The following is a 23,702-nucleotide window of genomic DNA, read 5'->3' as shown; positions in this document are numbered from 1 at the left end:
TTACAGATTGATTTGTTGGTTGGAAGCACTTACATATTCCGGGTCATTTGATACAATGATCGTGGTTGCCTGATTATCGGGATTTAGTAAATATGATTTTAAGCGTTGTGCGCTCGCTTGGTCTAAACCATTCCAAGGCTCTTCCAAAAGCAGTAATTTTTTAGCACCACAAATGGCACGCAGTAATAATATTTTCTTGATAATCGTTTGAGGCGTTTTTTTGCCTATGGGTTCTATGATATGTTCAAATCCCTTAGGAAAGTGTGAAATGAAATTCTCAAAGCCCAATTTTTTGGCGGCCTCCATAATGACATCTGGACTTATATCTTCTTGGCCTAAACTGATATTTTCCCATACAGTTCCTCCAAAAATCTCTTGTCCATGTAACAGGATTCCTGTTTGCTTTCTTAAACTGGCTAAATTATAATTTTGTATAGGAATGTGGTTGATTAAAATTGAACCTTGGAAACGTTGATAATTACCTGTTAGCAACCTTAAAAGCATGGATTTTCCTGCTCCTTCTGTCCCTAGTATAGCTACTTTATCTCCGGGTCTAATATGTAAAGTCAAGTTTTCCAGAATGTTATTGCCCGCTTCAAAGTGGAAGCTCAACTCTTTTAGCTCTATTTCTAAACCTTGTTTAGAACTGAGGTCCAATTGGCCAGAGGTTTCCATCGGACTTTCAATTACGCTTGCTATTTTTTCAAGACCCGTAATGACATCATAGGCACTATCTAAGCTGGTGATCAGCTTTTCTACTGCGCCAATAACCATCAATATCACAATTTCTGCTGCAATGAATTCCCCTAAATTCAATTGCTGGTTGATCAATAAATATGAACCTAAGGAAAGTGTGATGATAGTTAGTACTACTTTAAATGTAACCAAGGTTTTGTACTGAAAAAGTAAAACACGGAAGTGCTTTGTTCTGGCAACTAAATATTGACTTACGTTGGCATCCGTTTTTTTGATGTTTAATGAGAAACCCTGGCTGAATTTAAAGGACTTCAAGGTTCTTCCTATTTCGCTAAAAAAACTGGCGACCCCATATTTATGGTTCGACTCCTCTATACTAGTTTGTATTCCTACTTGACTGGTTACATACAAAATGAATACCAACATGATTAAGAGTGCAAGACTGAATACGATGAAAAAGGGATGATACAAGGATAATAATATTGTACCAAAGAGGATTTGTACACTCGCCATTGGAATATCAAGCAATAGCTTGGCAAAGCCTTTTTGAACATTGACAATATCAAAAAAGCGGGAAACTTTTTCAGGAATGAAATATTGATCATTTTTCATTAAATCCATTTTCGGGATTTTATCAGCAAAGTCAAAGGAGTATTGAGCAAATATCCGCTGTTGTATGGCCTCGATGATTTTCATTTGATTGATTTGCAGTAGCCCAACCAAAAACACCCCCAATACAATAAAGAAAATTAATATGTAAATGGAAGTAACCATAGTGGCACCCATGACTAAACCAATAATGGATTGCACGCCCAATGGAAGGCTCAAGTTCACTAAACCACTTACTATGGAAAATAAATAAATGGATGTGACCTCTTTTTTATGGTCACTAACCAGTTTGCTTATTCGATCAATAGGGTTCTTTTTTATCATATTCGTTTATTTCTTGAGCAAAATTAAATATACTTTTTCAAATAATAGTAATACTATTACAAATAAAATGAAATAAATATTTTGAGATAGCTTTTCTATCATTTATGTTTGTATCATATTTTAAGGGAGCATGGACTATTCATTAAGTTTCAAGGTAAATAATAAAATCTATTTGCGGGACCCAGAAGGGACGGAGCTAGGTAAACAAATGGTTAAGCATTCCATTGATTTGATTTTTCAATTGGGGTTTGAGCATTTTACTTTCAAAAAACTAGCCATGGAAATGAATACCACGGAGGCTACCGTATATCGTTACTTTGAAAATAAACATCGTCTATTGCTTTATATCTTAAATTGGTATTGGTCTTACATGGAATATTTAGTGGTTTTTCAATTGGAACCTGTCAATAGTCCTAAATCAAAATTAGAGAAATTAGTAGAACTTTTAACTCGAGAATTACCGGAAAGCGCTGGACAATCAGATTACAATAAGAATTATCTACACCAAATTGTGATATCGGAGAGTAGTAAAGTGTATCTCGTAAAAGAAGTAAAAGAAATTAATCAACATGAGGTATTTAAACCATACAAGGATTTATGTGAACGAATTTCCCGATTGATTCAAGCTTATGACCCTCAGTATTTATACCCTCATTCTTTGAGTAGTACGCTCATAGAAACCTCTCACTCGCAATTATTCTTCAGTATGTATTTGTCCAAATTGACCGATTGCGGCAATGAAAACAAACAGGTTTTTGTAGAAAAATACTTGAAGGATTTACTCTTTACTTTGCTAAAAGGGCAAAAATAAATATCCCCCAGTTCCCCTCAGGAATGTTATTCAACAACAGGAACAAAGTATTTTTTTCCTAAGACAAAGAGGATAAAATTAGCCGTCAATGCACAGAAAACCATGATAATAGCCATGGTAAATGGTGTTCCATCAAATAGAAGTCCTAGTATAGTCGCACAAATAGAACCCCAGGCCATTTGCATTGCACCCATCATGGCAGATGCCGCGCCAGCCCCCTCATGGAAAGGTTGTAATGCTAAGCTGATGATGTTCGGAAAAACCAATCCCTGACACGCTAATATCAAGAATAACAAAAGAATATTTATCTGAATATTGATCAACCCAAATTTAGAAAGTAGTGCCAATGTTATTCCCAAAACTAATTGTAAGGGTAAAACGAAAGACAAAACTTGCTGACTACTGAATCGTTTTAATACCCAATGGTTAAACTGACTAGCCCCGATAATTCCTGATGCGACCATGGCAAATATCCAGCCAAATTGCTTTTCATCGGCATGATAGAAATTCAAAAAGGTAAGTGGTGCACCTGATACAAAAGTGAAAATGCATCCTGAACCGATTGCCCCAGAAATCGCGAAAGTTAAAAATTGTTTTTCAGGTAATAAGGCTACATAGGATGTCAAAATGCTGCCTAATTTAAAGGGACCTTTGGGGTGTTTATTGATTTTTTCAGGTAACCAACTTTTGATTAAAAAGATGATTAATAGGGTGATGATTCCTAATAATACAAAGATGATATTCCAATTGGTGATAGTTAAAAGTAAACTCCCCAAAGATGGTGCTAGAATGGGCGAAACCCCCAAAATGAGCATCATCAAAGATAATATTTTAGGTCTTTCGGATTCTTTGAACGTCTCACGAATGATTGCATTAGGTGCAACCATACCAATACTTCCCCCAATAGCCTGAAAGAATCGCCAAACGATGAGTTGCTCTACTGTGGTCGAAAAAGCAGAACCAAATGAACTAATCACATAGGCACTCAAACCAATATACAGGACATTTTTTCTACCAAAATGATCTAACAGTGGGCCATTGACCAATTGGCCTAAACAAATACCAAAAAAGAAACTAGACAAGGTATATCCCATTTGCTCCTGCGAACAATGTAAGGCCTCAGCCATGTTTTTAAATGCCGGCAAATACATATCAATCGATAGGGGACCTATCGCTGATAATATGCCGAGAATTAAAATGATTTTAGTTCGATTCGCTTGATTGGGCATGTGGTAGGTAAGTTTGACTCATTTTTGGAACGGGACGCAAAATTAATCCCAAAATATGGTTTTCAATAGTTTATTTTAAAAGAAGATTCATTTCCTTTGTTTTATGCACCGTAAAATCGATTATTTCTCATTTTACCTGATGCAGATTTTAAAAAGAGGGAGTTTCCTCCATATACTACAGAAACAGATTTCATGAAAAATATTGCTTTCGGCCTATTGTTTGCCATGCTTTGGTCGTCTGCAGCAGTAGCTACAAAACTGGGAATCCTGTCTGTTCATCCCTTGATTCTAGCGAATGTTCGATTGATTATTGCTGGAATATTCATTTTATTGATTTCATTTTTCTTCCAATCTAAGCACAGAATTCAACCCAGCAGAAAGGAGTTAGGGCAATTAGCTTTTTTTGGCCTTTTAAATTCGACTATTTACTTGGGGGCCTTTGTTGTAGCCTTGAAATACCTTAGCCCTGGCATTGGAAGTTTGGCCACAGCGACCAATCCCTTATTCATTACTTTATTGTCGGCGCTTTTGTTGCAAAGAAAACCCCAAGGAAAAGAAATGGGAAGTTTGATTTTGGGATTGTCAGGAATATTGTTGGCATCATTTCCCCAACTGAATTTGAACCCTAGTGTCTGGAAGGGATTACTGATTTTACTAGCTGGGATAATCATCGTTTCTGGGGCCACGATTTATTATGTTCGAACGGAATGGCAATTAAACTCTTTTGTCATCAACGGCTGGCAAGTCCTATTAGGAGGACTTTTTTTATTACCATTTACCGCTTATTTTTCAGACTATTCACAGTCCAACTTTGATCTTCGATTCTTTTTTTCAGTGGCATGGTTAATCTTTCCCGTTTCAATGGGAGCATTGTGGTTGTGGTTTTATTTGATTGATCAAGATCCTGTATCTGCTTCATTATGGATGTTTCTGTGTCCCGTTTTTGGATACATCTATGCATATTTATTTAGCGGGGAATCCATTAGTTTCTTTACCGTGCTTGGTACCATCATTGTGATTGTCGGATTGTATGTTGGCAAAAAACAAGGCAGGGTTTCATAAAACTAGTTTGATTTTTTTATACCTTATCAAAAAATAGCATTCCTGTGACTACCAATCGATTAGAAGCATTTAGTGATGGCGTATTAGCTATCATCATTACCATTATGGTCTTGGAACTAAAAGTGCCGCATGGGTCTGATTTTGGGACCTTAATTCCGCTATTTCCTAAATTTCTTTCTTATCTCTTTAGCTTTATTTATGTGGGAATTTACTGGAACAACCACCATCATTTGTTTCAAGCCATAGAGAAAGTAAACGGAAAAGTATTATTGGCCAATTTAGGTTTACTTTTTTGGCTCTCTCTACTTCCTTTTGTCACTGGCTGGATGGGAGAAAATCACTTTGCCGAAAATACCGTTGCCTTGTATGGTTTTGTTCTTTTAATGTGTGCCTTGTCTTTTTTATTTTTAGAAAAGTCGGCCATCAAGCATGAAGGAGAGGAATCCAATATCGGTCAAGCCTTGGCCAATCGATGGAAAGAAAGAATTTCTACTACGGGCTATTTTTCTGGAATAGTTTTGGCCTTTTTTTACCCCATTGCTAGTATTGTTATTTTTTATTCCATCGCATTACTTTGGCTTATGCCGGACCAGAGAATTGAAAAAAAGTTGAATCAAAAAAGTACCTAATTGTTTAATAAAATATGAATTGCACGATTTCGTAAGAGTCCTTCAAGTTTTGGTCTCAATTTAAACGTGCTATTGGTTTCCTATTTTACATTTGACATTAAACTTCTTAGAAATGATAAAACGTCGACAGTTTTTACAAGGCTCAGCAAATACCTTGTTGTTTTCATTGTTAGTAGGATCAAAACAATCTCTATTAGCCCAAGGCTCAATATACCAAGGACCAGCCTTTACTTGGAAAGAGTTACGCGGTGGCATTTCGCTGTTTAGTGAAAGAGGAGGCACCATTGCGGTCCTAAAAACCAAAGATGGTTATGCCGTGGTGGATACCCAGTTTCCAGACCAATCCCAGCACATGATTGACGAGTTGAAAAAACAGTCGGATCAGAAAATCCAGTTGTTGATGAATACCCATCACCATGGGGATCATACTAGTGGAAATATTGCTTTTAAAGGATTAGTTAATCGTGTGGTGGCTCATGAGAATTCATTGAAAAACCAGATAGCCGCTGCTACTAAAGCGAAAACAGAAGAAAAACAATATTATCCAACTGAAACGTTTAAAGATATTTGGACAGCTAAAATTGGAAAAGAAAGAATCAAGGCGCATTATTTTGGTCCAGCACATACGGATGGAGATGTAGCTATCCATTTTGAAAACGCCAATGTCGTTCATTTGGGAGATTTATTTGGTAATAAACGCTATCCAATCATCGACAGAAGTGCCGGGGCGAGTGTAGCTAATTGGATTCATGTCAACGATAAAATTCAAAAGCAGTTTGATAAGGACACCATTTTCACCTATGGACATGCATTTAATCCAACTGAAATTACCTGTAAAAAGGAAGATTTATTAGCCTTAACAGACTATTTGGAGAAATTAGTTATCCATGTATCTGCTGAAATTAAAAGAGGCAAAACAAAAGAGGAAGTGATGAAGTTAACGGCAGTGAATGGGGTACAGGGAATGAACGGAGATTTCCTTAAGAATAATTTTCAAATGGCTTATGAAGAATTAACAGAAAAAAATACTAAACAATAAACAACAATTACCTTATGAAAATCAACACATTAGTAAAGCCGATTTTGTCGGTATTATGTCTTTTATTCGTTACAGCAGGTTCATTGGCACAAGATGCGCCTCGTCCTCCGCAAAGCCCTAAAGTAACGGTCACAGGTGTATTTGGTAAAGCCAATGTATCCGTCGTTTATAGTAGCCCATCCGTAAAAGGTAGAAAAATTTGGGGTGAATTAGTTCCTTTTGGAAAAGTATGGAGAGCGGGTGCAAACTCTGCTACCATCATTGAAACAGATGCCGATGTGAATATTGCTGGAAATACCTTAGCTAAAGGTAAATACAGTATTTACATGTTACCCACAGAAGGAGATTGGCAAGTTATTTTCAATACAGAAGTAGGTCAATGGGGCATTAAGCGTGGTGGAGAAACAACCCGAAATCCAGAGAAGGATGCTTTTACCATTACAGTGAAAACAGCTAAGGCGGATTTCAAAGAAGCTTTGGAATATAAAGTTGTTCCTGCTGGAATTGCATTTGGCTGGGAAAATATGAGCTTATTAATACCGATTAAATAATCGATAACCCTTGTTCTTCATAAAAGCGGTCAGTAATGACCGCTTTTTGTTTTTACATTCATGGCTTTATTCTTGATATTTTGTTCTAATTTGTACAGGATCAAAGCTAAATATATCATGAGTAAGGCGCTTCAATTCTGCATCGTATTTTTTCTATTTCTTCCTGCCATGCTTTTGGCAAAGGATAAACCTGCTTACCGATTGTTTAATGCCCAAGGCAAGGAAGTTTCCTATCGAAAAATGATCAAGCAAATTAGCCAACAAGACGTAGTTTTGATTGGCGAATTACACAATAATCCCATCAGCCATTGGTTAGAATTAGAAATTATTCAATCCTGTTTTTTACATAGAAATTTAGTGCTGGGAGCCGAGATGTTTGAGCAAGATAACCAGGGGGCTTTGTCGGCGTATTTAGCCGGGAAAATTTCTGCCAAAGGATTAGATTCTACAGCTCGACTTTGGAGAAATTACAAAACGGATTATGCCCCTTTGGTGAATTTTGCCAAAGAGAATCATTTGAAATTCATTGCTAGCAATGTTCCTAGAAAATATGCGAGTATGGTTTCTAAAGGAGGTTTTGAAGCGCTGAATCAATTATCCTTGGAAGAAAAATCATGGATGGCTCCGCTACCTATTCCATACGATGCTAATCTTCCTGGCTATCAAAAAATGATCACGATGATGCCCGGACATGCTACCCCCAATATGCCCAAAGCTCAAGCCTTAAAGGATGCGACAATGGCCCATTTTATTTTGAAAAATTGGGAAGAAAATCAATTATTTATTCATGTCAATGGCTCTTACCATTCTGAAAATTATGAAGGGATTTCTTGGTATTTAAAATTGACAAAACCCAACATTAAAATTGCCACGATTGCTACGGTTAGTCAAAAGGATATTACCCAATTAAGCCAAGAGAATAGGAAGATTGCGGATTACATTATTTGTGTGGAAGATGACATGACTACGACCTATTAATCTAGGTAGTTTTATATGTAGATATCACCCAATAAATACAAGACGCATTCTCCACTTATTTTCACACGGTCGCCCAAAAGCTCACAAGATAATTCTCCTCCACGTGGTGAAATTTGATTCGCGGTCAATTGGCTTTTATTTAGTTTTTTAGACCAATAAGGAATCAAGGTGGTATGTGCAGAACCTGTGACAGGATCTTCATCTATTCCTGATTGTGGGCCAAAAAATCGGGAGACAAAATCCACCTCATTGCCGGGAGCTGTAATGATAATTCCTCTTGCTTTCAGTTTGGCAATTTCAAAAAAATTAGGTTTCATATTCGCTACTTGGCTCTCATTCTCATAGACAAACATATAATCTGTTTTGCCCTTTAATACTTCTTTGGCTGGAAGGGATAAACCATTGAAAGATCCCCAGTCAAAATCAATGTCATGAATTTGATCTACAGGGAAATTTAAGGTCAACAAATTTCCATCTTTTGCTACTTTCAATTGACCACTTCGATGTGAATAGAATAGAATTTCGTGTGACTTTACTCCCAAATGCTGGTACAAGACAAAAGCAGCGGCTAAAGTGGCATGTCCGCATAAATCTACTTCCACGGTAGGGGTAAACCAGCGGATATCATATTGTTCCCCGTTCTTTACAAAAAATGCAGTCTCAGCTAGGTTATTTTCTGCTGCTATTTTTTGCATTTTATCCTCATCTATCCATTCTTCCAATGGGCAGATGGCTGCAGGGTTTCCTGAAAATAACTGATGAGTAAAAGCATCTATTTGGAATAGGGTCAATTTCATGGGCTGTCTTTTTATAGTTCAAAATTATACATCTCTGAGCTATTTATATACCCATTCATCCCAATTTTATAGAAACAAAAAAACCCCGATTTTTCGGGGCTTTAAATGAAATGTAAAACGATTTAATTCGCTTTAACTAGTTCGAATAATTCCTTATCCATTTGTGGTTTAACGACACAAGAATTATCGAAGTGCATGGTTGAGGTATTTGATGTATTATAAATTGGCCAAGTAGGTAATCCTTTATGGTTTGGATTGCCTAATCGAGCGAAATTGATCCAAGCTTGACTCATTTTATCAGCCAAAGCATAAGCTTCTTTAGTACCTCCGGTCATTTCTTCACAACGAGCAATATTATTGAAGCAGAAAGGAAGTTCAACACAGTGAATAGCTTTATATTTTCCGTCAAATACTGGCGACTGCCAAGTAAATAAATACATATACACGGGTGCGCCACCAGCTACAGCTGATTTGATATTGGCTTGGTCAACAGCGCCTGGTCTGAACCGTGTGTCCACGTCCATCAAGTCGGTTGGTTTGGTATCTGCAGGATAGGCTTTTTTAACTGCGGCCTTATATGCCTCAGCTTTTGCACCAAAAGTCTTTTGTAAATAAGCTTCCACATCAGCCATGGATGCATCGTGGCTTATTCCCGAAAATAGGGTAGGCATGAATTCATTTTTTACCGTTCCTATCATCAATGGAACATTTTTGGATAATTCCATTGCTTCCGCCGACATCGGTTGGTATGGCAATAAATTGGCATCGATACTTGGGCCCCAACTTAATCCAAAGCCACCCACTGGCTTTCCTGCGGCTCTTAATTTGGCGGCCACAGTTTGTAATGCTTTTTGACCTGCAGCTGCTAAGGTTGGGAAAGGTACTTTTTGTAAACTATCTACCTTAGAATCATCTAAATGCAATGCATTTAATACTTCCTTCGTAATGGCCTGAGTTACAGATTTATCTGGCATGGTGCTTGTAAATGCGCCACTTTGATTGATTGCTTTGTGGAATAAGCCTTTGGCTGATGGCATGGCCATCAAGGTATTTACCTTAGCGCCACCTCCCGATTGTCCAAAAATCGTCACATTGCTTGGGTCGCCACCAAATTGACTGATATTCGCTTTCACCCAATCCAAAGCTACTTTCATATCTAAAATGGAGTTATTGGCAGAGGTTTTGTACTTATCGCCATAAGCAGACAAGTCCAAATAACCCAAAATATTCAATCGGTGATTGATGGACACTACAACAACATCTCCTTTTTTTGCTAAATTTTCCCCATCATAAGAAGGTAATTCTTGAGAAGAACCAGAGGTAAAACCTCCTCCATGTATCCAGAACAATACAGGTCTTTTCTTTCCATCATTGATTCCGGGTGTCCAAACATTTACACGCATACAATCCTCATTTGGATAACCCCATGAGTGATTGTAAACAAATTCTGATTCGTCCGCTACTTGAGTCGTTGGAGTCAATAAATGTGCCACAGGACCATAGCTTGTAGAACTACGTACCCCGTTCCATGGCTTGGGCTTATGAGCAGTCTCAAATCTACCCGCCTCGGCATATGGGATTCCTTTGTATGTGTAAATTCCTCCATGTACATATCCGCGTACTTTTCCAGCATCCGTGGATACCACGGCTACATTCTGCCCAGTAGTTACTTGAGCTTGAAGTGAAATTCCTCCCAGAAGGAATAAACCTAAAACTAATCCAGCTTTTTTCATTTGTTTATATTTAAATTTTAGAGAATTTACATTTTCTACCTAATGTTATAATGGCTAAAGCCTTTGTATCATTTTGATAATTTAGCCAAATGTAATAAAATATTTTGATTTTCTATTTTTTAGAAAATGACTTTGATAAAAACATTTTCTTCTAAAAATTTGTCTATAAATTAGGGGAATAATAAATCGGATTTTTGAAATTTAGCAAACATATTGCCCAATTGACCTTGGATTGTGTCATTTTTGGCTTTCATCATAAAAAACTCAAGCTTATATTAAGTAAGCTTAAATTAGCTAAGGATATCTATGCCTTACCTGGGGGCTTTATCCTCCAAGAAGAGGATATTGAAGATGCCGCGAAAAGAATTCTATTAGAGCGAACGGGAATTCAAGATCTTTATTTGGAAGAATTTGGAACTTTCGGTCGAGCTAATCGAATTTCAGACGAAGACTTCCATTTATTTTCTGGTATCGCTCAAGATCTTTATCCAGATGTAGAACCTCCTGTCAATGAGCACAATCAAAAAATGCGGATTGTCAGCATTGGGTATTATGCCTTGGTTGATTTTGAAAAAGTCATTCCACAAAAAATCGATTTGGATGAAAGCTGTGACTGGTACGATATCAAAGAGCTTCCTACTATGATTTTTGACCATCAAGAAATGGTACACAAGGGATTAGAAGTACTTCGTGAAAAATTAGATAAAAAGCTGCTTTTCAATAATCTTTTACCGGTAACCTTCACCATGAAGGATGTTCAGGAATTGTATGAAACCGTTTACGACAAACCCTTTCCAGCCAATAATTTTCAGAAGAAAATGCTTGATTTGCAGATATTAGAACGACTAGATAAAAAATACACAGGAGCTAAAAGCAAAGCGCCCTATTTGTATCGACTTAAATCAAGCCAATAAAATCCCGGTGATCTTTGATAGGTGGTTCCTTGCTGCATAAAATTTAATTCTATATTTGTTCCAATCAACTAGCGCATCTATGGGCAAATTTTATGACAGTATTTCGAAAGCTCATCAAGAATTCATTGAGCAGCAGCATCTATTTTTTGTAGGAACAGCACCTCTTCAAGGGGATGGCCGAGTGAATGTTTCGCCCAAAGGCTTAGAAGCTTTTCGGGTGATTGATGAGCACACGGTAGCCTACATGGACATTATTAGTTCGGGGAATGAAACTTCGGCTCATACCTTAGAAAATGGAAGAATAACGTTTATGTTTTGCTCATTCGATAAAACTCCAAACATTTTACGTCTTTATGGGAAAGGCTTTGTTGTATTACCTAATTCACCCCTTTGGGATGAATATGCTCCGCATTTTACCATCTTTCCAAGTACCCGGCAAATCATCGTAGGGAAAATAGATTTGGTTCAAACCTCCTGTGGATATGGTGTGCCTAGGTACGAATATCAAGGAGAACGAGATATTCACTTTACCTGGGCAAACCAAATGGGTTCTGAAAAATTAGAACAGTATATGTTGGAGAAAAACATGATAAGTCTAGATGGATTACCAACAGACCTAAGTCTTAAAAAATAGACCAGATGACGGACCCGATATTAAAAAAACTAGCATTCAAAGAACAAAAGGAAATTCTGGTCCTTCATGCTCCAGAAAGCTTTCAGCGAACCCTAAGGCATTTGCCGGATGATACCAATTTGATAACTTCCATCAATCAGGTAAATCAAATGAATTATGCCATAGTTTTTGTAACTAAAAAAGCGGAAATCCAACTATTTGCCCAAACTAGTATGGGTAAAATAGCGGGAGATGCCATCATTTGGATGTGTTATCCCAAAGGCAGTTCCAAAAAATATAGCTGTGATTTTAACCGGGATCAAGGTTGGGAACCCATGGGGGAATTAGGGTTTGAGCCAGTAAGTATGGTGGCTATCGACGAAGATTGGAGTGCCCTGCGTTTTAGAAATGTACATTTCATAAAAACTTTAAAAAGGAATCCCGATCATATCATGTCAAAAGAAGGAAAGGCAAGGATACAGTAATAATTTCAATTTCCTTTCTTTACATGTGAAAAGCCTATATGTGCTTTATTTGACCTATGAAAATGCTTACTTTTTCTCCCTTTTTTAATCGATTTGGGACTGTTTTATTCTTTTTTTTCTTAATCCCGTTTTCTGGGGTTTCCCAACAAATAAATCGAGGAGCTCAAGTTTTTGATCTGAATTGTGCCAATTGCCATAATTTTAAAGAAGATGGAATAGGTCCGCAATTAGGAGGTTTAAAAGGGATTGTTGAGAAAAAATACCTGTTGGACTTCATCAATGATCCTAAAGCCTTAATTGATGCTAATGTGGCTAGAGCCCAAGACAAGTATAAAAAATTTAAATCCTACATGCCAAGTTTCAGTCACCTTGATCCCAAAGATCTACAAGATGTGATTGCCTATATTTTAGAAAAGCCTAGTCCCAAGAATCCAGATAAAAAAGAAAAATTAGCACTTGAAAACCCCATTCGAGAGGGAATCCAATTTTCAGGGGAAATCATCCATCTCAAGAAGGTAGTAAAGTTTCCATTGACCTATACACCCCAGGTGAATACCCGGATCAATAAAATGACTTTTCACCCTATCAGTAAGGAGCGAATCATCTCCGATTTACAGGGTAAAATCTATATTTTAGATGAAAAAAACCAGTTAAGTGAGTATGTAGATATCAGTAAGCACTTCCCGAATTTCACCAATAAACCCGGATTTGCCACAGGTTTAGGGAGCTTCGCTTTTCATCCACTTTTTGCCCAAAATAAACTCTTTTATACCACCCATACGGAACCCGAAATCAAAGGACCTTCTGATTTTACCTATGGAGATAGCCTTCGAGTGAAATTGCAATGGATCATTACTGAATGGACCTTGGACAGTCCATCCGCCAAAGTACTAAGCGGAAAATCTAGAGAAGTGATGCGGGTAAATGTCATTGACCAAGTGCATGGCATGCAAGAAATCACCTTTAACCCTTATGCCAAATTGGGGGATCCTGATTTTGGATTACTGTACATTGGTTTAGGAGATGGAGGGGCTTTGGAACAAAGAAGAGGCTTTATCCCAAACAATAGTGAACATGCCTGGGGGAAAGTTCTTCGAATCGACCCATTGGGTAGAAATAGCCAGAATGGAAAATACGGAATACCTGCTTCTAATCCCTTTGTTGGTAAAAAAGGATTGGATGAAGTATTTGCACAAGGATTTCGTAATCCCAATCGTATTTCTTGGTTGAAAGATGGCCGAATCATCGTTTCCAATATTGGACAAAGACATATCGAATCCTTGTATCTTTTGAAAGCTGGCAAAAACTATGGTTGGCCTTTGCGGGAAGGAACCTTTGCGATTGATTCCACCATGAGTACCAATACGGTATTTCCCCTTCCTAAAAATGATGCAAAAATGGGATATACCTATCCGATTGCCCAATTTGATCATGATGAAGGTAATGCCATGATGGGTGGATTTGAATATACAGGAAAAGCCATTCCAAGTCTCCAGGGTAAATACATTTTTGGGGAAATAGTTCGCGGTCGAATATTCTATATTCCTATTTCTAACATCAAGGAAGGAACTCAAACCCGTATTCGTGAATTGAAACTACAATTAGATGGTTTGCCTGTCACCTTGAAAGAATTGGTAAAAGCAAATAAGGTGGATCTTCGATTTGGTCAGGATGCGCAAGGTGAAATCTACATCATCACCAAAACAGATGGTATGTTATACCAAATTGTACCAAGTTTGCGATAAATATCATCCAGCTATAAACTTGAAATTCATTATTATTTGAGTGTTATATTTTCCATCAAAGATTTCCTAAAATAAGAGGAACTTACTTGGACTATTTTTAAGAGAAATAGAGTAATATTGGAAAATATTGATTGTCTCAAAACTTAATAAAATAGTCATGATAAGAAAAGCAAATGCCGTTTGGCAAGGAACGGGTAAAGAAGGCAAAGGAGTCCTTACTACCCAAAGTGGCGTATTGAATCATACTCAATATTCTTTCAATACTCGATTTGAAGATGGGATAGGAACCAATCCCGAAGAATTGGTAGCTGCTGCCCATGCGGGTTGTTTTGCTATGAAATTAAGTTTTAATCTAACAGGTGCAGGTTTTCCTCCCAAAGTATTGGACGTTCAAGGAGAAATAAAAATGGAAGAAGGCACTATCATTGAATCACGTTTGATTTTAAAGGCTACAGTTCCTGGTATAGATCAAGATACTTTTTTAGCACAAGTAAAAGATGCGGAGGCCAATTGTCCTATCTCTCGATTGTTAAAAACGAGGATTGTAGTGGATTCAACACTCCATGGCTAAAGTAAGAAGTTTAACATGTTAAACCTCTTCTCGTTCATCGTTTGAGGCTTACCTTGGTAAGCCTTTTTCTTTTTCCCTTGATTAAAAAAAGGGATGTTATCAGTAAGAAAACAAATATTATTACTTTTAGAAATAGTATCACAAAACCGGAATTATCCCATGAGAGAAAACGCTTCCAACCGCAGGAAATTTTTACAAGATGCTAGCCTTTTATCAAGTCTAGCTTTTATGCCATCCATCAATTCACCTATCAAAGATGGTACCTCCTTGTTTGTTCCTAAAGTTCAAGAAAAGATCATTGCACCACGTTTAAAATTTGGTGTTATCGGAATCAATCATGGTCATATTTATACCATGGCCAATTCCATTATTCGTGGTGGTGGAGAATTTGTCTCTTATTATGCTAAGGAGCCAGATTTAATTAAGGATTTTGCGAAAAAATATCCTACGGCTAAATTAGTAAAAAGCGAAGCGGAGATTTTAGGCGACCCATCCATTCAATTGGTGCTAAGCTCCATTACGCCAGTGGAAAGAGCGCCATTGGGTATACGGGTGATGAAATCAGGTAAGGATTACATGGTGGATAAACCGGGTATTACTAGCTTAGAACAATTGGCGGAAGTCCGCAAGGTTCAGAAGGAAACCAAAAAAATCTATTCTATTTCTTATTCCGAGCGTTTTGAAAATAAAGCGACCGAAAAAGCTAGTCAATTAGCTCAAACAGGGATTATTGGTAAGGTCGTACAGACCTTAGGTACGGGACCTCACCGCATGAGTATCCCTTCAAGACCTTCCTGGTTTTTTGACAAGAAATATTATGGTGGTATTATCACAGATATTGGTTCACATCAGGTAGATCAGTTTTTGCATTTTACAAAATCTACGGAAGGACAAGTTGTAGCTTCACAAGTAGCTAATCACAAATACCCTCAATACCCAAATTTTGAAGATTTTGGAGATTTGATGTTGCGAGGAAATGGAGGTTCAGGTTATATCCGGGTGGATTGGTTTACGCCAGATGGGTTAAATACTTGGGGTGATGGAAGATTAACTATTTTAGGAACGGAAGGCTATATGGAAGTTCGGAAAAATACGGACATTGCTTCACCTCATGGGACAGGTAGCCATTTGTATTTAGTGAATAATAAGGAAACATTGTATATCGATTGCAAGAATGTGGAGCTTCCACATGGAGAATTACTCGTAAATGATGTGTTAAATAGAACAGAAACGGCGATGACCCAAGACCACTGTTTCTTAGCCACTGAACTGGCACTTATCGCTCAAAAACAAGCTACTAAAATCTCAGCGAAATAATGAAAAGGAGAAAATTTATCAATAACATCGCATTGGGTGCCGTCGGCACATTAGGTTTTCCTACTATCGTTCCTGCCCATGTTTTGGGGGGAAAGGACGCACCAAGTAATAAAATTAACATAGGCCAAATCGGTTGCGGACGCATCGCTCGTACGCACGATTTACCAAGTACTTGGAGATATGAAAAGGCTAGAATTATGGCCGTTTGTGATTTGGACAGAAACCGTACCGAAGACACAAAAAAACTGGTAGAAGAATATTATACCAAGAAAACGGGGCAAAGTAATTACATCGATGTGAAGATGTACGATGATTACCGTGAAATGTTATTGAATAAGGACATTGATGCGGTGATGATCAGTACTCCCGACTTTTGGCATGCTCAACCTGCCATGGAAGCAGCCTTAGCTGGGAAAGATATTTATCTTCAAAAACCCACTTCTTTGACCATAAAAGAAGGTCGTCAATTAGCTGAAGTCATTAAAAAAACAGGCAGAATCTTGCAAGTGGGTACACAGCAGCGTTCTAGTAGTCAATTCAGAAGAGCAGCGGAATTAGTAAGAAATGGTCGAATTGGTAAGTTACATACAGTTAAAGTAGGACTTCCAGGAGATCCAAGTGGCCCAGTTGTACAAGCTATGCCAGTGCCCAAAGGGTTTAATTATGAGATGTGGTTAGGCTCAACGCCCTACATTCCTTATACGGAATTAAGTGTTCATCCACAGGTTGGATATGACAGACCGGGATGGTTACGTATGGAACAATTTGGTGCAGGTATGATCACCGGTTGGGGACAGCATCACTATGATTCTGCAGCCTGGGGTATGGATACTGAATTAACAGGCCCTATTTCTGTGGAGGCCGTAGCCGAATTCCCTAAATCGGGAGTTTGGGATGTGCATGGCGACTTTATGGCCAAGGCAGAATATGCCAATGGAATAACCATGTATACCAGCGGAGGCTTCCCGAATGGTATTCGATATGAAGGAACAGAAGGATGGATTTTTGTGTCGCGCGGCGACTATTCTGCAACACCAAGCGATCCGACTTCTAAAGTTAGAGCCAAAGCCATTGATGCGTCCAATCCAGCGATTTTAGAATCGGTGATTGGAGAAAAAGAGATTCATTTGTATCATTCTGATGAGCAACATGGCAACTGGCTGGATTGTATTGAAAGTAGAAAAGAACCAATCTCTCCAATTGAAATTGGTCATAGAGCTTGTACAGTTTGTTTGATCACTCATGTGGCTATGAAAATCCCGCGTAAACTGAATTGGGATGCTAAAAAAGAGCAATTTATCAATGATGCAGAAGCGAATCGCTATTTAAGTCGTACGCAAAGAGCGCCATATGGCACTGATCGTATTAAATTTTAGTCAATAGGTTTTGAAATTTTATTGATTCAACAAAAAACGCCCCAAAATATTGGGGCGTTTTTGTTGATAGTCCTTAATGGAGAAGGAGTTAATAAATTTTAACTAAAAAAATAGTTATAAATATTTTGTAACTAAAAAATTAGTTATACATTTGGTCCAACAAAACGGACAGCTATGAAAAAACTTACCCAAGCCGAGGAGCAAATTATGCAGGTAATTTGGACACTTCCTGATGGCGGATTTCTCAAGGATATTATTGAAAACTTACCCGAGCCTAAGCCCCATTCCAACACCATTGCTACGCTATTAAAAATATTGGTAGAAAAGGATTTTGTGGGTATCAGCAATCCCAATCGGAATAACTTATATTTTGCCAAAGTCACAAAGCAAGAATATTCTGGTCAACGTATTGCAGGTTTGACTGAATCTTTTTTTGAAGGGTCTTATGCCAATGTGGTATCCTTTCTGGTGGATAAAAAGCAGATGTCCATTGAAGATTTAGAATTATTACTTAGCCAATTAAAATCTAAAGGCGATGATGAATAATGCCCTATTAATCTATCTATTGAAAAGTAGCCTATTATCAGGGATATTCTACGGCTACTATATGTTGGTTCTGCGGAATACTCGATTCCATACCTACAATCGATTCTATTTAATGGCTAGTATGCTCATTAGCTTGGTAATTCCTACTTTTCAATTCTCCATTTTTTCTGTCAATGAAAGAGAAATTAACGGAGCTGGGCAAGCAATTTATTTACTTGCTGCCTCCACAAGTACTACTCCTGAGCGATATTCCTGGTTGAATTTACCTTGGATAGACTATGGAATTTGGGCTTTTTGTTTGATTTCAATAAGCTTGTTAAGCTACTTCTTATATCAAGTAATCAAGATTTATCAGATGAAAAGAAGGAATCCAAGTATTGCCATGGATGGTTTTCAATTCATTGAAACCGATGAAGAGGATGCCCCATTTTCTTTTCTCCAATTCCTCTTTTGGAAGAAATCCATCTCCATGACTGAACCCAACGGTCAAGCTATTTTTAAACATGAACTAACTCACATTCAGCAAAAACATACCATTGATCGGGTTATATGTCAAATTATCACGTCCATATATTGGATCAATCCTTTTTACTGGTTGATACACAAAGAATTGCAAAACATCCATGAATTTATTGCGGACCAAGAAGCTGTTGGAAGTAATAATGTGAATGCTTTTGCTCAAATGATCTTACAATCGCACTACGGAAATCACTTTTTAAACCCGGGACACTCATTTTATTATTCATCCATTAAACGAAGAATTATCATGTTAACAACATCCAAAAATACCCCATATGCTTACCTAAGAAAGGTATTGGCATTACCATTGGCGGCAATGGTTTTTCTAATTTTCTCGATTCAAGTGACCGCTCAAGAGAAAAAAGAAGATTTAAACGCAGCTAAAATTGGTATATCCATCAAAAACACTCTAAGCAAACCTATGAAAGTCAAAAAAGCGACTAACAAAGATTTGCCTCCTCCTCCACCGCCTCCCTTGTCGATAAGAGCTATTCCTGCTGCACCTGGCGTACCTCCTGCTCCTCCGGCTAATCCCTTATATGTAGTGGATGGAAAGATTGATCGAGCTTTAGCCATCAATAAGATGAACCCAAATGATATCCAATCCATCAATGTGTTGAAAGGGGCAATGGCCAACGAAAAATATGGGAAGGATGGTGCCAATGGCGTAGTGGAAATTACCACAAAGAAGAATGGAAATTCAAATACAGCTACAAACCAAAACTCGAATGTTATTGTAGAAGAACCCGCCTCATATCCTGGAGGAATGAATGCGTTTCTTACCTATATTTCCACTCATGTTAACTATCCTGAAGAAGCTAAAAAAGCGAATATTTCCGGAAAAGCCTATGTTCAGTTTACCGTGGCTGCCGATGGAACACTTTCAGATATTAGTGTATTGAGATCTCCTGGATATGGTTTAGCTGAGGAGGCCCTTCGACTCATCAAGGCTTCAGGGAAATGGATTCCAGCTAAGAGTCATGATATCAATATCACTTCTAAATACGTCCAACCCATAGCTTTTTCCATAGGGAAATAAAAGCGCAAGTGATTTCTAGCATTTGTAATAGCCGGTGATTTTCATCAGGCTATTACCGTTTGAACGGGTTCACATTTATTTCTTGGTAAAATCTCATCTTGCACTTCGCAATTACCTAGAAATAATACCAAATAATGAAACAGTATAAAAAAACACGTTTTTATCATTTTTTCATTTTATTGTAAAAAATAATCTCATTTTGAAATCAATATTTATTTGATTTTCAAATTTTAATTCATTTTTTCCAATTTTAAAACCTGATATGTTGTGTTTGTTATTTTTAATTTTTTCTAATTTTTGTTATTTTTTTACACTTTTGACTTAAATTTTGGGATATTTTCGTGTTTTTCGGTCTAATTTTTAAAAAAATATCTCAAAACAAACAAAGTGTTCGATAATCCTGCTACATTTCAACATAATTCATCAATAAATACAATTTATACGCCCACTACTGATCATTTTGGGCGTATATATATTCTCCGAAAATGGACACCTTCAGTGATCAATTATCGGAAGTTTTAGAAACAAATTGACAAGCTGTTTAACTCAGATTTTGGTTTGTTTTCTCCTGTATGTAAGATGAATACTCAGAAATGAGGTAATACTTCAGAATATCAGCGCATTTATATACTATTTCAATCATGATGAAAACATCCTTTAGCAGAAGAAATGTCCTTAAGTCTGGACTAGCCGCCATGGGCGGAATGGCCTTATCACCTCACATTAGTTTGGGTGCATTTTCAGCGAGATCCTTTCCATTGGATTCAGAAAATCGGTTGTATTATAGCCCATTATTGAGAGAACATTTTTTGGAAGAACGTCCCAATGTGCCAGCTATGTTGGCTCGTTTAAATGCCAACGAAAATCCATATGGTCCACCGGAGAGCGCTAGAAAAGCTGTAGCCGAATCAGTATCAGGCGGGAACCGCTATTCATGGAAAGAATTAGCCACCTTGGTGGATATGTTGGCAAGCAAGGAGGGTGTAACAAAAGAACATATCATGATGGGCCCAGGCTCTTCGGATTTATTGGAAAAAGTAGCCTTAGTTCTCTTCGCAAAAGGAGGAAATATTGTTTCGGCAGATCCTACCTACATGTCACTCATTCGCGTGGCCGAAGCCGTTGGTGCAACTTGGAAAGCGGTTCCTTGTAAGTCGGATTGGACTCATGATTTAAAAGCCATGGAAGCAGCCATAGATTCCAACACCAAAATGGTTTATATCTGTAACCCAAATAACCCTGTTGGGACCATCATGGCAGCCAATGAACTGATGGATTTTTGTTCCAGGGTTTCAACTAAAGTTCCTGTTTTCATTGATGAAGCCTATTTAGAACTTGCGGAGGGGGATACGGCTAGTATGGTTTCCTTATTGGCACAAAAGAAAAATGTGATCATTGCTAGAACTTTTTCCAAGATTATGGGAATGGCAGGATTACGTGTGGGTTATGCCGTAGCGCAACCAGAATTCTTAAGTAAGATTGAAAAAATCACGCGTGGGGGAATGGGCATTTGCCATACTTCTGTATTGGGCGCGATAGCCAGTTTACAGGATAAGGAGTTTCAAGCTATGACCAAGCGACTTAATACGCAATGCAAGAATTATTTATATCAAGAACTTAGTGCATTAGGCTATAAATACATTCCATCCTATACCAATTTTGTGATATTCCCGATTAAAATGGATGGGAAAACCTTTTTGAGTAAGATGGCCAGCAAAGGTGTGATGGTTCGTTCCTTTGATATGTTAAATAAACCATACTGTCGCGTTAGTATAGGAACCATGGCCGAAATGGAATTTTTCGTCACATCTTTGAAAGAGCTCGCTTAAAATTGGTGTTATGATTGATGCTATTGAAAAGACTTTAACGCTGATTTTTCTAATCGGATTAGGCATAGCCTTACGTAGAAAAATAAAAAACAAAACAGAAATCCAGGGCTTAAAAGAAGTCATACTTTCTGTGGCTCTTCCGGCTACCGTCTTTATAGCTTTGATGGGAATCAAGATGAGTGCAAGCCTGTTGATTTATCCCATTATTCTAGTTTGTTTTAACTTCTTTATCTTTTTTTCTGCGCCCTATTTTTTAGCTTTTTTTGGTATCGCCAAAAGTTCACCTGCCAGTCGAACCTTAAGCATGTTGCTTCCTTCTTTAGCACCTGGACTTTCCAGCTTTCCCTTTATTTCTGAATTTCTTGGAGGCGAATCTTTGGCATTGGCTGCCATGGCTGATGTAGGAAATAAGTTCTTTGCGCTCAACTTTCTCTATTACATTTCCTTGAAAATGCATATGGCCATTCAGCAGGGTGGAGCAATTGGAAATAAGAAAGGCATGAAAGATTTTTTGTGGAGTCTGATCAAAGAGCCTATCAATGTGATTATGTTATTGGCCATTGTTTTTCTTTCCCTAGGTTTTCACATGAGCACCTTACCCTTGGTTATCCAAGAAATCTTTTCTAGAGCCAGTACCTTAATGGGGCCCTTGGTGTTGATTTATATTGGAATGGCTGTGGAGTTTAAAGAGGGGAAAGAGATTAAAATGATACTTTCTATCTTATTTTTCAGAGCGGGAATTAGTTTATTATTCAGTTTATTGGTCATTTTGGTATGGGGAATTCATGATCCCAATATGATTTTATTGTCTGTCGTGGTTCCTTTGAGTGCTTGTAGTTTTTGGCCATTTGCCCATATTTCTGCCATTCACCATAAAGAGGAATCCATGGAAATACCCGACTATAGAAAAACTTTTGATGCCAACTTGGCCTTGTTGACTTTAGCCATTTCACTTCCATTATCCACTATTTTGGTAATAGGAGTTTTAGCTTCTGGCCAAACTTTTGCCGAAACGAGTAATCTTGGACTACTCTCATTCACCTTAATGGGAGCCAGTATAATTCCTAACCTAAAAGCATTTAAAAAAGTGAAAGCTTCTTGGAGAAATATTAAGCAAGCACATTAGTCTTAGCCTATTTTTGCTTGACTAAATCCAAGCACTTTATTCCAAACACCTTCGTCCACAGGAATACCCAATTGCATATTTTCTGCTCTCGTTTTCAGGGATCTTTCTCCTGGATAATTCACTTCTCCTCCTTCTGTTACTGGAATAGAGGTTCTTAATTGAGTAATGGTATGTTCTAATGCCTGATCTAAAAAGGCTTGATCATTGATTCTTAATGGGTCAATTGCAATGAATACTTGAGAGCACCCTCCACATGCTCCTTTCCCAACCAAGTCAATGTCGGCAGTGGTTCTACCTTTGGAAAGAATGGCAGAAAATAAATCCAACATGATGGCCAGTCCCGAGCCCTTCCAATACCCCGTTGGTAAAATTCTACGAGTAGCTTCAATCGGTCCGGGTTCATCGGTCAATTTACCTTCCTGATCAAAACCACCTGGATAAGGGAGTTTTTCATTTTTTAAGCGAGTGGTTTCTAATTTACCATAGGAGTATTGTGACATGGCCATATCAAAAACCACATGACCTCCTTGGCGCGGAATAGCCATGATAAAAGGATTATTCCCAATTCCTCCCGAAGTGGCACCCCAAGCTGGCATGCAGGATTCCGTGTTGGTCCAGCAGATGGCCATATACCCTTTATCGGCAGCTTGCCAGCCATAAGAACCTCCACGCATCCAATGCGTGGTATTATTTAGAGCTACTAGTCCCAATCCATATTGCTTAGCGATATCAATCGCTCTGTCCATCGCGAAGATGGAGTTGGTAATTCCTATGCCCATATTGCCATTGTATATTTCAATGGAACCCAGGTTCACATCTAGACTAGGCTCAGCATACACATCTACCCAACCTTTGGAGACAAAATCTAAAAATCGTTCTACTCGGTTTAAACCATGAGAATATACGCCGTCGCGGCTGGTTTCAGTGTGAGTTCTAGCACAAACAGTGGCCTTGTCTTCGGGTAATCCTGCTACTATAAAAGCCTGTTTAATGGTAGTAAACATGTCATCAAATGCAATTCTTTTCATCGTAAATGGTTTAAAAGATAAAGATATAGAGAGTTAAATAGAAAGAAGACCTAAAGGCGATTAATCTCCTCATGGTGGCTTCGGGATCCTCAGCCACCATGATTGGAGAGGGAATGAAAATACTGTTGTTTCGGGA

The 23,702-nt window shown here is 37.9% G+C and carries 22 protein-coding genes; 17 read left to right on the top strand and 5 right to left on the bottom strand.

Annotated elements, in window-relative coordinates; genetic code table 11:
- Nucleotides 1-1,629, bottom strand: a complete 1,629-nt coding sequence (locus tag G9H60_RS07885; RefSeq protein WP_223143507.1) for a peptidase domain-containing ABC transporter — start codon at nucleotides 1,627-1,629, stop codon at nucleotides 1-3.
- A gap of 130 nt (nucleotides 1,630-1,759) precedes the next feature.
- Here G9H60_RS07885 and G9H60_RS07880 point away from each other — a divergent pair, with 130 nt between their 5' ends.
- The gene (locus G9H60_RS07880; RefSeq protein WP_223143506.1) at nucleotides 1,760-2,440 is read left to right on the top strand and encodes a TetR/AcrR family transcriptional regulator; all 681 of its coding nucleotides are present in this window, start codon (nucleotides 1,760-1,762) and stop codon (nucleotides 2,438-2,440) included.
- A 26-nt stretch (nucleotides 2,441-2,466) separates the two neighbouring features.
- Here G9H60_RS07880 and G9H60_RS07875 read toward each other — a convergent pair whose 3' ends face one another.
- Nucleotides 2,467-3,669, bottom strand: coding sequence for a multidrug effflux MFS transporter (locus tag G9H60_RS07875; protein WP_223143505.1), 1,203 nt, complete (start codon nucleotides 3,667-3,669; stop codon nucleotides 2,467-2,469).
- Nucleotides 3,670-3,861: 192 nt separating this feature from the next.
- On the opposite strand from G9H60_RS07875, the gene G9H60_RS07870 reads away from it, so the two are divergent.
- The 5 genes from G9H60_RS07870 to G9H60_RS07850 all read left to right on the top strand — a co-directional run bounded on the left by G9H60_RS07870 (nucleotide 3,862) and on the right by G9H60_RS07850 (nucleotide 7,928).
- A complete protein-coding gene (locus G9H60_RS07870; RefSeq protein ID WP_223143504.1) occupies nucleotides 3,862-4,731 on the top strand; it encodes a DMT family transporter in 870 nt (289 codons plus the stop codon).
- A 44-nt stretch (nucleotides 4,732-4,775) separates the two neighbouring features.
- Complete coding sequence (locus G9H60_RS07865; protein ID WP_223143503.1) at nucleotides 4,776-5,360, top strand: TMEM175 family protein; 585 nt, start codon at nucleotides 4,776-4,778, stop codon at nucleotides 5,358-5,360.
- 112 nt (nucleotides 5,361-5,472) lie between these two features.
- A complete protein-coding gene (locus G9H60_RS07860; RefSeq protein ID WP_223143502.1) occupies nucleotides 5,473-6,399 on the top strand; it encodes an MBL fold metallo-hydrolase in 927 nt (308 codons plus the stop codon).
- A 14-nt stretch (nucleotides 6,400-6,413) separates the two neighbouring features.
- A complete protein-coding gene (locus G9H60_RS07855) occupies nucleotides 6,414-6,950 on the top strand; it encodes a DUF2911 domain-containing protein (protein WP_223143501.1) in 537 nt (178 codons plus the stop codon).
- Nucleotides 6,951-7,067: 117 nt separating this feature from the next.
- Complete coding sequence (locus G9H60_RS07850; protein WP_262899983.1) at nucleotides 7,068-7,928, top strand: ChaN family lipoprotein; 861 nt, start codon at nucleotides 7,068-7,070, stop codon at nucleotides 7,926-7,928.
- Between the two features lie 11 nt (nucleotides 7,929-7,939).
- On the opposite strand, the gene G9H60_RS07845 is transcribed toward G9H60_RS07850, so the two are convergent.
- Together G9H60_RS07845 and G9H60_RS07840 are read right to left on the bottom strand one after the other, a co-directional pair.
- On the bottom strand, nucleotides 7,940-8,725 hold the full coding sequence (locus G9H60_RS07845; RefSeq protein WP_223143500.1) for a PhzF family phenazine biosynthesis protein: 786 nt from the start codon (nucleotides 8,723-8,725) through the stop codon (nucleotides 7,940-7,942).
- A gap of 122 nt (nucleotides 8,726-8,847) precedes the next feature.
- Nucleotides 8,848-10,458 carry a carboxylesterase/lipase family protein gene (locus tag G9H60_RS07840; protein ID WP_223143499.1) on the bottom strand — a complete coding sequence of 537 codons (1,611 nt, stop codon included), beginning with the start codon at nucleotides 10,456-10,458 and terminating at the stop codon, nucleotides 8,848-8,850.
- A 194-nt stretch (nucleotides 10,459-10,652) separates the two neighbouring features.
- Here G9H60_RS07840 and G9H60_RS07835 point away from each other — a divergent pair, with 194 nt between their 5' ends.
- The 11 genes from G9H60_RS07835 (at nucleotide 10,653) to G9H60_RS07785 (ending at nucleotide 22,538) form a co-directional block, all read left to right on the top strand.
- Nucleotides 10,653-11,372, top strand: a complete 720-nt coding sequence (locus G9H60_RS07835) for an NUDIX hydrolase (RefSeq protein ID WP_262899982.1) — start codon at nucleotides 10,653-10,655, stop codon at nucleotides 11,370-11,372.
- A gap of 79 nt (nucleotides 11,373-11,451) precedes the next feature.
- Complete coding sequence (locus tag G9H60_RS07830; RefSeq protein ID WP_223143498.1) at nucleotides 11,452-12,006, top strand: pyridoxamine 5'-phosphate oxidase family protein; 555 nt, start codon at nucleotides 11,452-11,454, stop codon at nucleotides 12,004-12,006.
- Between the two features lie 5 nt (nucleotides 12,007-12,011).
- A complete protein-coding gene (locus G9H60_RS07825; protein ID WP_223143497.1) occupies nucleotides 12,012-12,470 on the top strand; it encodes a hypothetical protein in 459 nt (152 codons plus the stop codon).
- A 56-nt stretch (nucleotides 12,471-12,526) separates the two neighbouring features.
- Nucleotides 12,527-14,215 carry a PQQ-dependent sugar dehydrogenase gene (locus tag G9H60_RS07820; protein ID WP_223143496.1) on the top strand — a complete coding sequence of 563 codons (1,689 nt, stop codon included), beginning with the start codon at nucleotides 12,527-12,529 and terminating at the stop codon, nucleotides 14,213-14,215.
- A gap of 157 nt (nucleotides 14,216-14,372) precedes the next feature.
- Entirely contained in the window at nucleotides 14,373-14,786 is a 414-nt protein-coding gene (locus tag G9H60_RS07815) for an OsmC family protein (RefSeq protein WP_223143495.1), read from the top strand.
- Nucleotides 14,787-14,945: 159 nt separating this feature from the next.
- Nucleotides 14,946-16,103: a Gfo/Idh/MocA family protein gene (locus G9H60_RS07810; protein ID WP_223143494.1), complete on the top strand. Its 1,158-nt coding sequence runs from the start codon at nucleotides 14,946-14,948 to the stop codon at nucleotides 16,101-16,103.
- Nucleotides 16,103-17,479 carry a Gfo/Idh/MocA family protein gene (locus G9H60_RS07805; RefSeq protein WP_223143493.1) on the top strand — a complete coding sequence of 459 codons (1,377 nt, stop codon included), beginning with the start codon at nucleotides 16,103-16,105 and terminating at the stop codon, nucleotides 17,477-17,479. The genes G9H60_RS07810 and G9H60_RS07805 overlap by 1 nt, the downstream gene beginning before the upstream one ends.
- Nucleotides 17,480-17,653: 174 nt before the next feature.
- Nucleotides 17,654-18,025 (top strand): BlaI/MecI/CopY family transcriptional regulator, encoded by a 372-nt coding sequence (locus G9H60_RS07800; RefSeq protein WP_223143492.1) that lies wholly within the window; start codon nucleotides 17,654-17,656, stop codon nucleotides 18,023-18,025.
- Entirely contained in the window at nucleotides 18,015-19,583 is a 1,569-nt protein-coding gene (locus tag G9H60_RS07795; protein WP_223143491.1) for a M56 family metallopeptidase, read from the top strand. Before G9H60_RS07800 ends, G9H60_RS07795 begins: the two co-directional genes overlap by 11 nt.
- A gap of 641 nt (nucleotides 19,584-20,224) precedes the next feature.
- Complete coding sequence (locus G9H60_RS07790) at nucleotides 20,225-21,412, top strand: pyridoxal phosphate-dependent aminotransferase (protein WP_449500886.1); 1,188 nt, start codon at nucleotides 20,225-20,227, stop codon at nucleotides 21,410-21,412.
- A 10-nt stretch (nucleotides 21,413-21,422) separates the two neighbouring features.
- Entirely contained in the window at nucleotides 21,423-22,538 is a 1,116-nt protein-coding gene (locus G9H60_RS07785; RefSeq protein ID WP_223143490.1) for an AEC family transporter, read from the top strand.
- A gap of 2 nt (nucleotides 22,539-22,540) precedes the next feature.
- On the opposite strand, the gene yiaK is transcribed toward G9H60_RS07785, so the two are convergent.
- Nucleotides 22,541-23,566 (bottom strand): 3-dehydro-L-gulonate 2-dehydrogenase, encoded by a 1,026-nt coding sequence (gene yiaK, locus G9H60_RS07780; protein ID WP_223143489.1) that lies wholly within the window; start codon nucleotides 23,564-23,566, stop codon nucleotides 22,541-22,543.
- Nucleotides 23,567-23,702 lie beyond the last annotated feature (136 nt).

It is taken from the genome of Aquirufa aurantiipilula (assembly GCF_019923745.1).
GTDB lineage: Bacteria > Bacteroidota > Bacteroidia > Cytophagales > Spirosomataceae > Aquirufa > Aquirufa aurantiipilula.
The sequence above is the reverse complement of the archived record's forward strand: the minus strand, read 5'-3'. Positions and strand labels throughout refer to the sequence as shown.